This is a genomic window from Streptomyces sp. NPDC006512 (assembly GCF_040611935.1).
In the GTDB taxonomy this organism is placed as follows: Bacteria; Actinomycetota; Actinomycetes; order Streptomycetales; family Streptomycetaceae; genus Streptomyces.
Genome location: NZ_JBEXPG010000064.1, coordinates 41,599 through 52,977, shown reverse-complemented (window position 1 = coordinate 52,977; position 11,379 = coordinate 41,599). Strand labels below are relative to the sequence as shown.

Sequence of the window (11,379 nt, the reverse complement as noted above, 5' to 3'; positions counted from 1 at the left end):
TCCCCAACCCGACGCTCTTCCGATGTGCCCGCGGCCGCGTCCAAGAGGCCCGCGCCCCGGCGGGGGTCGCGGACGTCGCAGACGGCGGCCGTCACCCGGCCCGCGCCGGGGACGGCCGCCAGTTCCGCGCGGGCCGCCTCCAGTTGCCCGGCGCGGCGGCTCGCGATCACCAGATCCGCGCCGAGCCGGGCGAACTCGGCGGCGATGGCCTTGCCCAGCCCGGATCCGCCGCCCGTCACGAGGACGACCTGCCCCGCGTAGGTACCGGCGGGCAGGGCGGCGGAACCGGACGGGGGAGGCGCGGGCAGGCCGCGCTGCGGATTCTCCATGCGCCCATCGATAGCGTGCGGACGCTCAGATCACCATGCCCGTGACCCGTGCCCTGTGACCCGTGACTCGTGCCCCGCATCCGGTGCCCCGGCCCCAGAGGGCGGCGGCCTGCTTGCCGGCGCAGGTCCACACGACGGCGTTGCCCGCGCGCGCCTCCCGGTCGAGGACCGTGCCGCCCACCCGGTCGCCGTCGTACCCCTTGATCCGGCCCGGGTCCGCGGGCAGGGCGTCGTACGGCTTCTTCCACACGGCCGGCATCAGCTTCGGGTCGTTGCGGTAGTGGTAGTCCTCCAGCCCCACCACCCGGCCCCGGCCGTCATCTGCCGCCCGGTGTCGAGTGGTTGCGGTGATCAGACCGTCAACCCTGCGGAACGGTTGCCTGCCTGGAGGCGCACGTCCACACGAGCAGGGCGTGGGGGACCGTCCACGAGGCTTCGGATCCGGCCACCCGGTCGTCGTCGGACACGGCGGTCGCCTCGCCGTGCGTGCCGGCCGTCGGCGTGGGCAGGGCCTTCACCGGGCCGCTCCCGGTCCAGTAGGCGGCCTGTGTGGGCTTCGGGTAGTCGAAATCGGACCAGGAGTACGCCATGCCCACCACCGCCTTGCCGTTCGGGCTGATCGCGCTCGTCTGCAGTTCGGTCTGGCCGGCCAGGTCGGGGGCCGCGGCCGCCGCTGCCGTGTACGGCGCCTTCCACAGGTGGCCGACGTCGCGCCGGACGTCGCGCCAGCCCTCCGACTCGTAGCCGACCACCGTGCCCCGCTCGTCGATGCCCTGCGGATGGGTGGTGCGCGTGTAGTCGTTCTCGCTCACCGCGGGAAGCCCCTGCGCGGGGCCGCCTCCGGCGGGCCACACCACGGGGTAGGACCGGTAGACGAATCCGGGCCATTCCTCCACCTCGTAGTGCACGAGGGCGGAGCCGAGGACGTCCCCGCGCCCGTTGATGCCGTTGATCTCCGTGATCTTCGTCTGGGGGTCGGTTCCCGGCGGCAGTTCGAGCGTGCGGACGGGCTTTCCGTCGACCCATTCCCGGGGGACCTCGCCGTCCAGTCCGGCCACGCGGCCCGCGTCGTTGACGAAGGCCTTCCCCTCGCGGGGGGAGTCGGCCGGGGCGCTGATCAGGCGTACGGACGCGGCGCCCTTCTGGTAGGTGAACAGCACCCGCTTGCCGCCGTCCGCCTGCTTCAGCGTGCCGGCCATCAGCCCCTTCGCGTTCACCGAGCGGACCTCGCCGGTGGTGTACCCGGCGGGCAGCGGCACGCGGTACACCCGGGTGCCCTGCCAGTAGACGGGCCGCTGCTTGGAGGTGCCCACCGCGAGGTCCCCCCTGCCCAGCGCGTTCACCCGGTCGGTGAAGGGGCTCCCCGAGGTCCCGTCGGGCAGGGCCTGCAGGCGCAGGACGTCCGGCTTGCAGAGCGGCGGTGCGGCCGCGGCCGGTCCGGCCGCCGTGATCAGTCCCGCCAGAGCGACGGCGGCCCCCGCCGCTGCCGTGGTGCGCTTCATCCGTTTCCCCCCAGGTCAGATGCCGTGCCCCGTTGAGTCATGACGCGTACGGGTCACTTGCTGTTCGAGGAGACGCGCGACGCCGTCCGGAAGGATGCGCGCCGTTCGCGGGTCGTCCGGATTTCGCCCTGGACGGGCCGGTTCCCAAGACTGCAAGCGACCGCTTAGTATGCCGCGGAGTGTGGTTCCTTGACGGCGGCTGGAGGCCCCGGATGCAGGCATGGCGAGTACACACACCCGGAGAGCCCCGCGAGGCCATGCGCCTCGAAGAGGTCCCCGAACCGGTGCCCGGCGAGGGCGAGGTGAGGCTCAAGGTGCTCGCCGCCAACGTCAACTTCCCCGACGCGCTGCTGGTCCGCGGGCAGTACCAGATCCGGCCCCCGCTGCCCTTCACCCCCGGCGTGGAGATCTGCGGCGAGACCGAGGACGGCCGCCGCGTCATCGCCAACCCGAGCCTGCCCCACGGCGGATTCGCCGAGTACGTCACCGCCCCCGAACGGGCCCTGCTCCCGGCACCCGACACCCTCGACGACGCCGAAGCCGCGGCCCTGCACGTCGGGTACCAGACCGGCTGGTTCGGCCTGCACCGCCGCGCCCGCCTCCGGAGCGGTGAAACGCTGCTCGTGCACGCCGCCGCCGGCGGGGTCGGCAGCGCCGCGGTCCAGCTCGGCAAGGCCGCCGGAGCCACCGTCATCGGCGTCGTCGGCGGCAAGGCCAAGGCGCGCACCGCCGAGGAACTCGGCTGCGACCTCGTCATCGACCGCACGACCGAGGACATCGTCTCCCGCGTCAAGGAGTTCACCGGCGGACGCGGCGCCGACGTCGTCTACGACCCCGTCGGCGGAGACGCCTACACCGCCTCCGCCAAGTGCGTGGCCTTCGAGGGCCGCATCGTCGTCGTCGGATTCGCGAGCGGCACGATCCCCGCCCCCGCCCTCAACCACGCCCTGGTGAAGAACTACGCCGTCCTCGGCCTGCACTGGGGCCTGTACGCCACGAAGGAACCCGCCGCCATCCTCGCCTGCCACACCGAACTCACCCGCCTCGCCGCCGACGGCCTGATCACCCCCCTGATCAGCGAACGCGTCCCGCTCACCGCGGCCGCCGACGCCGTCCAGCGCCTCGCCGACGGCGCCACCACCGGCCGGCTGGTCGTCGTACCGGCCCTCGACGGCGGTGCCCGATGACCGTCACCGCCGAGGCACTCGCCGCCCGCACCCGGGACCTCCTCGCCGCGCACCCGCCCGCCACCACCGCCCGCGCCGACTTCCTGCGCGCCCGCTTCGACGCCGGACTCGCCTGGGTGCACTACCCCGAGGGCCTCGGCGGTCTCGGCGCACCCCGCTCCCTCCAGCCCGCCGTCGACGCCGCACTGGAGGCCGCCGGAGCCCCCGACAACGACCCGCGCCGCATCGGCATCGGCCTCGGCATGGCCGCGCCCACGATCCTCGCGTACGGCACCGGGGAACAGAAGGACCGCTTCCTGCGCCCCCTGTGGACCGGCGAGGAGGTCTGGTGCCAGCTGTTCAGCGAGCCCGGCGCCGGCTCCGACCTCGCCGCGCTCGGCACCCGGGCCGTGCTCGACGAGGAGCACGGCGAGTGGGTGGTGGACGGGCAGAAGGTGTGGACCTCCAGCGCCCACACCGCCCGCTGGGCCATCCTGATCGCCCGCACCGACCCCACCCTCCCCAAGCACCAGGGCATCACCTACTTCCTGTGCGACATGCACGCCCCCGGCGTCGAGGTCCGGCCCCTGCGCCAGATCACCGGAGAGGCCGAGTTCAACGAGGTGTTCCTCACCGGGGTCCGCATCCCCGACGCCCACCGCCTAGGCGCCGTCGGCGAGGGCTGGGCCGTCGCCCGCACCACCCTGATGAACGAGCGCGTCTCCATCGGCGGCATGCGCATCCCCCGCGAAGGCGGCATGATCGCCCCCGTCGCCGCGCTCTGGCGCGAACGCCCCGGCCTGCGCACCCACGCCCTGCACCAGCGGCTCCTCGACCTGTGGGTCGAAGCCGAGGTGGCCCGCCTCACCGGGGAACGCCTGCGCCAGCAACTCGTCGCCGGACAGCCCGGCCCCGAAGGCAGCGGCATGAAACTCACCTTCGCCCGCCTCAACCAGGAGATCAGCGGCCTGGAGGTGGAACTCCTCGGCGAGGAAGGCCTCCTGTACGAGGACTGGACCCTGCGCCGCCCCGAGATCGTCGACTTCACCGGCCGCGACGCCGGATACCGCTACCTGCGCGCCAAGGGCAACAGCATCGAGGGCGGCACCAGCGAAATCCTCCTCAACATCGTCGCCGAACGCGTCCTCGGCCTGCCCCCCGAGCCGCGCGACGACAAGGACCTCGCCTGGAAGGACCTCTCCCGATGACGGCCGAGCGCGCCCCCTTCGACCTGCTGTACTCCGAGACCGAGGAGGAACTCCGCTCGGCCGTACGGTCGCTGCTCGCCGACCGCTGCGACGCCGCGGCCGTCCTCGCCCGTGCCGAAACCGGCCGGCCCCACGACCCGCAGCTGTGGACCACCCTCGCCTCCGGGATCGGGGCCGCCGGACTCCTCGTCCCCGAGAAGCTCGGCGGCCAGGGCGCCGGCCACCGGGAAGCCGCCGTGGTCCTGGAGGAGCTCGGCCGGTCCGTGGCCCCCGTCCCCTACCTGACGAGCTCCGTCCTCGCGACGGAGATCCTGCTCGGCTGCGACACCTCCACCCCCGAAGTGGCCGCGCTGCTCGGGGAACTCGCCGCCGGACGGCAGGTCTGCGTACCCGCCCTGCCGCTCACCCTCGCCCCGGGCGCCCCGCTGCCGGCCCCCGTACGGGATTCCGGCGGCGGGCTGCTGACCGGCACCGTCACCTCCGTCGCCGACGCGGTGGCCGCCGACGTCCTGCTGGTCCTCGCCGACACCGGACTCCACGCCGTCCCCGCGGCCTCCGCCGCGCTCACGGCGCCGGTCCCCCTGGACCTGACCCGCCCCCTCGCCACCGTCCGCCTCGACGCGGCGGCCGGCACCCGCCTCGCGGACCCCGCCACCGCCCGCGCCGCCGTCGCCGGAGCCCTGCTCAGCGGGGCCGGCCTGCTCGCCTCCGAACAGCTCGGGCTCGCCGAGTGGTGCCTCGCCGAAACCGTCGGATACGTGCGCGGCCGCCACCAGTTCAACCGCCCCGTCGGCTCCTTCCAGGCCCTCAAGCACCGCCTCGCCCGGCTCTGGCTCGACGTGGCCTCCGCCCGCGCGGCCGCCCGCGCCGCCGCCGACGCCCTCGCCACCGGCGCCCCCGACGCCCCGCTCACGGTCGCCGTCGCCCAGGCCTACTGCTCCGGGGTCGCCGTCCGCGCGGCCGAGGAGTGCGTCCAGCTCCACGGCGGCATCGGCATGACCTGGGAACACCCCGCCCACCTCTACCTCAAGCGGGCCAAGGCCGACTCCCTGACCCTGGGCACGTCCGGCCACCACCGCGGCCTCGTGGCGGACTTCGCGGAACTCCCGGCCCCCTGACCCGGACGCCTCCCCCGACCCGGGGGAGGCACCTTCCCGGGCCAGGGAGACCGGCCGAACGGCCGATGTGCGGGGCGGGCCCGGTGCGGCAGCCTCTACGAGTCGCCCGTCCGGCCGCCGTAACCCGCCCGCCCCGTGAAGGAGGCGCCATGCTGCACGCCCTCTACCTCCTCGGCATCGCCGCCTTCGCCGCCTCCGGCGTCCTCGCCGCGCACCGCGCCAACATGGACCCCTTCGGCGGGTTCGCCCTCGCCTTCGCCGCCGCCATCTCCGGCGGCACCCTGCGCGACCTCGTCCTGGACCGGCATCCGCTGTACTGGACGCGTGACTGGCTGCTGCTCGTACTGATCGCCTCGGTCGCCGCCCTCACCATGTTCTACCTGCGGCGCCGCAGCCTGCCGCAGCGCACCCTGATGGTCGTCGACGCCGTCGGCCTCGCCGTGGTCACCGTCATCGGGGCCCGCGCCGCCCTGGACGCGCACGTCACGCCCGTCGCCGTCCTCATCCTCGCCGTCGTGACCGGAGTGACCGGCGAGGTGATCCGCGACGTGCTGTGCGGCGAGTTCCCGCCGCTGCTGCTGCGCGAGGAGGTCTACGCGACCGCCGCCCTCGCCGGCGCGGCCGCCTACCTGGGCCTGCACTGGGCCGGAGTCCCGGACACCCTGAACACGGCCGCGAGCGCCTCCCTCGTCTTCGCCCTGCGACTGGCCGCCGTTTTCGGCGACCTCCACCTGCCCCGCCTCCAGCGGGCCACCGGCTGATCCCGGCCCGCCCTCCACGAGCACCCGAAGGACGACCGTCCCGAGAGGTGACCTCGCCCGCCGCTCCGCGTTAGACCCCGTAACGCGGACCACCGAGCGAGGGAGACCGCATGTACGCACACCCCGGCGCCGCACCACTCACCCGCCGCGCGCTCCTCCGTACGGCCTTCACCGCGGCCGTGCTCGCCGGCACGGCCGCGGCCGTGGCCCCCGTACTGCGGGCCCGGCGGCCCCGGCAGACGCTCACCCCGGCGCCCCTCGCCGAGGAGACGTACCGCGGCCGGCACATCGCGGTCGACCTGGCCTCGGCGGCGGTCCGCATCGACGGCCGCCCCCTGCACGTCATGCGCCGCGCCGACGGCAGCTACCTGAGCGGGATCAACCACTTCCAGTCCTACGCGACCCCGCTGGAGCTGGCCCGCGCCGCCGTCGACGAACTCGGCACGACCCAGCTGGCCCTCGCGGCCCCGCACCACGGCTGACGGACGGGAATCGGGAGGGACCCCTTGTACACCCGGCAGAACCAGAAGAACCTGACCAGCGCCCAGAAGAAGCGGTTCACGGCGGCCGTGCTGGAACTCAAGCGGAGCGGCGTCTACGACGCGTTCGTGCGGACCCACGACAAGTACTTCGTACCGGACCGGGACCGCAAACTCCGCGTCGGGCACATGTCCCCGTCGTTCTTCCCCTGGCACCGGCGCTACCTGCTGGAGTTCGAGAAGCAGCTCCAGGCCGTCGACCCCGGCGTGTCCATCCCGTACTGGGACTGGACCACCGACACCAGCCCCGTCTCCTCCCTCTGGGCCGACGACTTCCTCGGCGGGACCGGCCGCGAGAGCGACCGCCAGGTCATGACCGGGCCCTTCGCCCACGACCGGGGCAACTGGACGATCACCGTCGGCGTCACCGAGGCCAGATTCCTGACCCGGAACCTCGGCCGCCCCGGAAACCCGATCGCCCTGCCCACGCCGGCCGAGCTCCAGTGGGCCCTGGACGACCCCGCCTACGACACCTCGCCGTGGGACTCCACCACGACCGCGGGCGGCTTCCGCAACAAGCTGGAGGGCTGGGCCGCACCGAAGAGCGAACGCTGGCGCAACCACAACAAGGTCCACCAGTGGATCGGCGGCCACATGACGGGCGGCACCGCCCCCAACGACCCGGCCTTCTGGCTGCACCACGCCTTCGTGGACCTGATCTGGGACCGCTGGCAGCAGAAGCACCCGCGCTCCGGCTACCTGCCCGCCGCCCCCCTCCCGCTCGGCGACCTCCAGCGCGGCCGGGTCATCGCCCTCGACGAGCCGATGCCGCCGTGGGACGTCACCCCCCGCGAGATGCTCGGCCACCAGGGCACCTACCGCTACGCGTGAACCCGGAGCCGCCCGGTCCCGTACGTGCGAAGGGCCCCCAGCCGCGCGGCTGGGGGCCCTTCGGTCCGTGGGGGAGGCGATCAGCCGCCGTAGCCCTCGGTGTGGTGGTCGCCGCCGCCGCCCGAGGCGTTGACGCAGGTGTTGCCGAAGGCCGGGTTCAGCAGGGCGATCACGTTGACGGTGTTGCCGCAGACGTTGACCGGAACGTGAACCGGAACCTGGACCAGGTTGCCCGACAGGACACCGGGGGAGCCGACAGCCGCACCGTGCGCTCCGGCATCGGCGACGGCCAGACCCGCACCGGCGACCACTGCGCTACCGGTGACAGCGGTGATGGCGAATGCCTTCGCGATACGCGACATCAAGATCTCCTCGTGAGATGTGGGGCGCCGCAGAGACTGCGGCATTTGACATGGCGTACAACGCCGCGGCCGCCGAGTGGTCACGGCTCCTGGGCCTACCCGGTGACCGGAAAACGGGTGGAGGCGAAGTACGGCCGCACCTGGGTGACGGTCCCCGGCCCCAGCTCCGCGACCGCCTTGCCCCGGCAGCCCGGCTCGCGGTAGAGGACGGCGGTTCCCCGCGTCCGGTTCGTGACGGCCCGGCCGCCGCCGCCCTCCGCCGCGACGCAGCCCTTCGGCGCGGTCAGCCCGTGGACCTGGTCGTCCTGGCCCACGTACTGGAAGTCGGGCCCGGCCGCGGCCAGGGCGGGACCGGCCGTACCCGCCGCGGCCAGCAGGAGGAGGGGGAGGAGCCCTTGGAGGGCGCGGGGCATGAGGATCGCTCGCATGGCCGGTCAACCCGGGACGCCCCCGCCCGGGTCACGCCTTGTCACCCGTTGGACGGCTGTGCGACCGTGCCCGGAAGGACCGGGAGCCGGGCCGGGGCGAGACTTGACCGAGATCCCGGACAGGACTGCGGGACAGGACGGCCGGACACGGCCCCGGGCGGGCCCCGGAGCCGGACCTGACGTACGGCGGAGGCGGGAGAGGGACGCATGAGCGCAGCGGGCGGCGACCGGCCCCGGGCCGGCACCGGACACGGCATCGTGGAGGGCCGCTGGGAGACCGGCGGCATCGCGGTCTTCCGGGGCGTCCCCTACGCCGCCCCGCCGGTCGGCGCCCGCCGGTACGCCGCCCCCGTGCCCCCGGCCCGCTGGGACGGCGTACGGGACGCCGGCGCGTTCGGGCCCACCGCCCCCAAGGTGCCCTACCCGCCGAAGTTCGCGGCCCTGCTGCCCGATCCGCAGATCCCCGGCGAGGACTGCCTGAACCTCAACGTGTGGACCCCGGACCCGGCCCCCGGGGCCCGGCTGCCGGTCATGGTGTGGATCCACGGCGGCGCCCACACCCGGGGCTCCTCCGCCGTACCCGTCTACGACGGCTCGGCCTTCGCCCGCGACGGCGTCGTGCTCGTCTCGGTCAACTTCCGGCTCGGCGCCCTCGGCTACGGGCTCTTCCCCGACGCCCCCGCCAACCGTGGTCTGCTCGACCAGATCGCCGCCCTGGAGTGGGTCCGGAACAACATCGAGGCCTTCGGCGGGGACCCCGCCCGCGTCACCCTCTTCGGCGAGTCCGCCGGCGCCATCAGCATCGGCGCCCTGCTCGGCGCCCCCCGCGCCGCCGGCCTCTTCGCCCGGGCCGTCCTGCAGAGCGGCGCCCCCGAGGCGACGCCCCGCGAGAAGGTGCGCGCGATGGTGCGCCGGATGGCATCGCTGCTCAAGGTCCCCGCCACCGCCGCCGCCTTCGAATCCGCCGGCCTGCCCGCCGTGCTCACCGCCCAGGCCGCCGTGCTGCGCCGCTCCTCGCCCGTCATGGGTGGTCCCGCCTTCGGGCTGGTCACCGACCCGGACACGCTTCCGGCGGACCCGCTGGAGGCGGCCGCCGCCTCGGACGTACCGCTCCTGCTGGGCTGGACGGCGCAGGAGCACCGGCTCTGGCTCGCGCCGACCGGGGGCATGCGGCTGCTGGACCGGCTCGGTCCCCCGGCCGTGACCCTGGCGCGCGTGCGCAGCGGCAAGGACCGGGCCGCCGTACGGGCGCTGCGCACCGCGCACCCCGGGGCGTCCCCGGCCGACCTCGCCGGACAGCTGCTCACCGACCGGCTGCTGCGCGACCCCCTCAGGCGGCTCGCCGGAGCCCGCCGGGCGGCGCCGAGCCACCTCTACGAGTTCCGCTGGAGCAGCGGAGTACCGGGCCTCGGCGCCTGCCACGCCCTGGAGCTGGGCTTCGTCTTCGACACCCTCGGGGTTCCGGAGTCGTCCTGGCTGGCCGGGCCCGACGCCCCGCAGGCGCTGGCCGACGAGATGCACGGGGCCTGGGTCCGCTTCGCGTCGACCGGCGACCCCGGCTGGGCCCCCTGGGACGGCAACGGCCCGCCGAAGGGGTTCGGCGGGCCGGAGCGGGAGGAGCGGGGCGTGGGGCCGGAAGCGGGAGCGGTGCTCACCCCGTAGGCGGGCCCGTGCGGGGGCTTCCCGGTGTTATTCGACGGGGCCTTCCATGACCTTGCTGATGAACTGGATCGGGCCCTCGCCCATGTTCGGCACGTACGTCTTGGCGTTGTGCTGGCCGCCGGGTATCACCCTCAGGCTGGTGTGCACCGGGCCCTTGCCGTAGGTGGCGACGAACTTCTGCACGTCGGGCAGGGTCTTCTTGTTGTTCTCGTTGTCGCCGACCTGGAAGGCCAGGTAGACCTCCGGGCCCTTCTTGTCGATGAGCTGCTTGGCCAGCAGCTCCGGGTTGTTCTCGGCCTTCTCCTTGTCGTGGCCCTTCCACAGGGAGGAGTCCGGGACGATGTCCGGGCCGGAGGCGATCACGGCCTTGAACTTGTCCGGGTGCTTCAGCACGGCCTTCAGGCCCGCGAACCCGCCGGTGGAGGAGCCCATGAAGGCCCAGCCGTCCCGGGACTTGATCGTGCGGAAGTTCTCCCGCATGAGGTCCGGGACGTCCTCGGTCAGCCAGGTGCCCATCTTGGGCTGGCCGGGGATGTCGGAGCCGTCCCAGTAGACGCCCTTGTCGTCCGGGCCCGGGTTCAGGACCGGCATGGCCAGGATGAAGGGCTTGCTCTTCCCCTCGGCGTACCACTTGGAGATGCTGGTCTGCAGGCCCAGGTCGGTGCCCATCCAGTAGTTGCTGGGGTATCCGGCACCGCCCGGCAGGGCGATCATGACCGGGAAGCCGCTCTTGGCGAACTTGGGGTCGTCGTACTCCTTGGGCGCCCAGACCCACACCTTGCCCTTGAAGCCGGACTTCTTGCCGTCGAGGGTGGTGACGGCCACGTGCGTGCCGTCGGGCAGCGTCATCGAGTTCTTGAACTCGGCCGTGGGATTCGTGGGCATCGTCATCTTCGAGTTCGCCGCGGGCTTGGCGTCACCGCCCTTGCCGCCCGGCTTGCCGAAGGACACGGCCTTGCCCTTGTCGGTGAAGGGGGGTATCTCGAAGTGGTTCAGCACGAGCGCCGCGACGCCCGCGAGGGCGACGACCGTGGTGCCGGCGATCACCCAGCGCTTGACCCGGGACTTGCGCCGGGGCGGCTCCTCCTCGTACGGCGGCTCGTACCCGTCGTACGGGTCGTACTGGTCCTGCGGCGCGTAGCCCTGCTGCCCGTGCTGCTGGTGGCCGTACGGCTGCGGGCCGGGCTGCCCGTGGGGCGGCCCGCCCTGCGACGGCCGGGCGTACTGGGGCCGAGGGGGCTGACCGTACGGGGGCTGCTGCCCTTGAGGTGCCTGCCGGCCGCCCTGCTGCTGGCCGTAGGGCGGCGGAGGCGGCTGTGGAGGCTGCCCCTGCGGCCGGTACGGCGGCTGGTGCTGCCCGTCGGGTGAGTACGACATGTGCGGTGGCTCTCCGGCTGTTGCTGCCCCGTCGGGGGGTGGACGCTTCCGTTCGAATGATGAACGAAAGATCCCCGGGGTTCCTCATTTTCCCTT

General features: G+C 73.8%; 13 protein-coding genes. 7 read left to right on the top strand and 6 right to left on the bottom strand.

The window, feature by feature from the left end; all coding sequences use genetic code 11:
- The 3 genes from ABZZ17_RS32795 to ABZZ17_RS32785 form a co-directional block, all read right to left on the bottom strand.
- Positions 1–329 (bottom strand): SDR family NAD(P)-dependent oxidoreductase (locus ABZZ17_RS32795; RefSeq protein ID WP_356881611.1); only part of this gene is annotated, 329 nt, incomplete at its 3' end.
- Between the two features lie 25 nt (positions 330–354).
- Positions 355–630: a hypothetical protein gene (locus ABZZ17_RS32790; protein WP_356881609.1), complete on the bottom strand. Its 276-nt coding sequence runs from the start codon at positions 628–630 to the stop codon at positions 355–357.
- A gap of 58 nt (positions 631–688) precedes the next feature.
- Positions 689–1,831 (bottom strand): hypothetical protein, encoded by a 1,143-nt coding sequence (locus ABZZ17_RS32785; protein ID WP_356881607.1) that lies wholly within the window; start codon positions 1,829–1,831, stop codon positions 689–691.
- Between the two features lie 212 nt (positions 1,832–2,043).
- Here ABZZ17_RS32785 and ABZZ17_RS32780 point away from each other — a divergent pair, with 212 nt between their 5' ends.
- The 6 genes from ABZZ17_RS32780 (at position 2,044) to ABZZ17_RS32755 (ending at position 7,454) form a co-directional block, all read left to right on the top strand.
- Positions 2,044–3,018, top strand: coding sequence for an NADPH:quinone oxidoreductase family protein (locus ABZZ17_RS32780; RefSeq protein ID WP_356881606.1), 975 nt, complete (start codon positions 2,044–2,046; stop codon positions 3,016–3,018).
- A complete protein-coding gene (locus ABZZ17_RS32775) occupies positions 3,015–4,205 on the top strand; it encodes an acyl-CoA dehydrogenase family protein (protein ID WP_356881604.1) in 1,191 nt (396 codons plus the stop codon). Before ABZZ17_RS32780 ends, ABZZ17_RS32775 begins: the two co-directional genes overlap by 4 nt.
- Positions 4,202–5,323, top strand: coding sequence for an acyl-CoA dehydrogenase family protein (locus ABZZ17_RS32770; protein WP_356881602.1), 1,122 nt, complete (start codon positions 4,202–4,204; stop codon positions 5,321–5,323). The genes ABZZ17_RS32775 and ABZZ17_RS32770 overlap by 4 nt, the downstream gene beginning before the upstream one ends.
- Positions 5,324–5,472: 149 nt before the next feature.
- A complete protein-coding gene (locus tag ABZZ17_RS32765) occupies positions 5,473–6,084 on the top strand; it encodes a TRIC cation channel family protein (protein ID WP_356881600.1) in 612 nt (203 codons plus the stop codon).
- A 110-nt stretch (positions 6,085–6,194) separates the two neighbouring features.
- Complete coding sequence (locus ABZZ17_RS32760) at positions 6,195–6,566, top strand: tyrosinase family oxidase copper chaperone (protein WP_356881598.1); 372 nt, start codon at positions 6,195–6,197, stop codon at positions 6,564–6,566.
- Between the two features lie 24 nt (positions 6,567–6,590).
- Positions 6,591–7,454, top strand: a complete 864-nt coding sequence (locus ABZZ17_RS32755; RefSeq protein ID WP_356881596.1) for a tyrosinase family protein — start codon at positions 6,591–6,593, stop codon at positions 7,452–7,454.
- 80 nt (positions 7,455–7,534) lie between these two features.
- On the opposite strand, the gene ABZZ17_RS32750 is transcribed toward ABZZ17_RS32755, so the two are convergent.
- Both ABZZ17_RS32750 and ABZZ17_RS32745 read right to left on the bottom strand, forming a co-directional pair.
- A complete protein-coding gene (locus tag ABZZ17_RS32750) occupies positions 7,535–7,816 on the bottom strand; it encodes a chaplin (RefSeq protein WP_356881594.1) in 282 nt (93 codons plus the stop codon).
- A 95-nt stretch (positions 7,817–7,911) separates the two neighbouring features.
- Positions 7,912–8,244, bottom strand: a complete 333-nt coding sequence (locus tag ABZZ17_RS32745) for a hypothetical protein (protein WP_356881592.1) — start codon at positions 8,242–8,244, stop codon at positions 7,912–7,914.
- Between the two features lie 207 nt (positions 8,245–8,451).
- Between ABZZ17_RS32745 and ABZZ17_RS32740 the strand changes: the two genes are divergently transcribed.
- Complete coding sequence (locus tag ABZZ17_RS32740) at positions 8,452–9,906, top strand: carboxylesterase family protein (RefSeq protein ID WP_356881590.1); 1,455 nt, start codon at positions 8,452–8,454, stop codon at positions 9,904–9,906.
- A 27-nt stretch (positions 9,907–9,933) separates the two neighbouring features.
- Here ABZZ17_RS32740 and ABZZ17_RS32735 read toward each other — a convergent pair whose 3' ends face one another.
- Positions 9,934–10,887, bottom strand: a complete 954-nt coding sequence (locus tag ABZZ17_RS32735) for an alpha/beta hydrolase-fold protein (protein WP_356881613.1) — start codon at positions 10,885–10,887, stop codon at positions 9,934–9,936.
- Positions 10,888–11,379 lie beyond the last annotated feature (492 nt).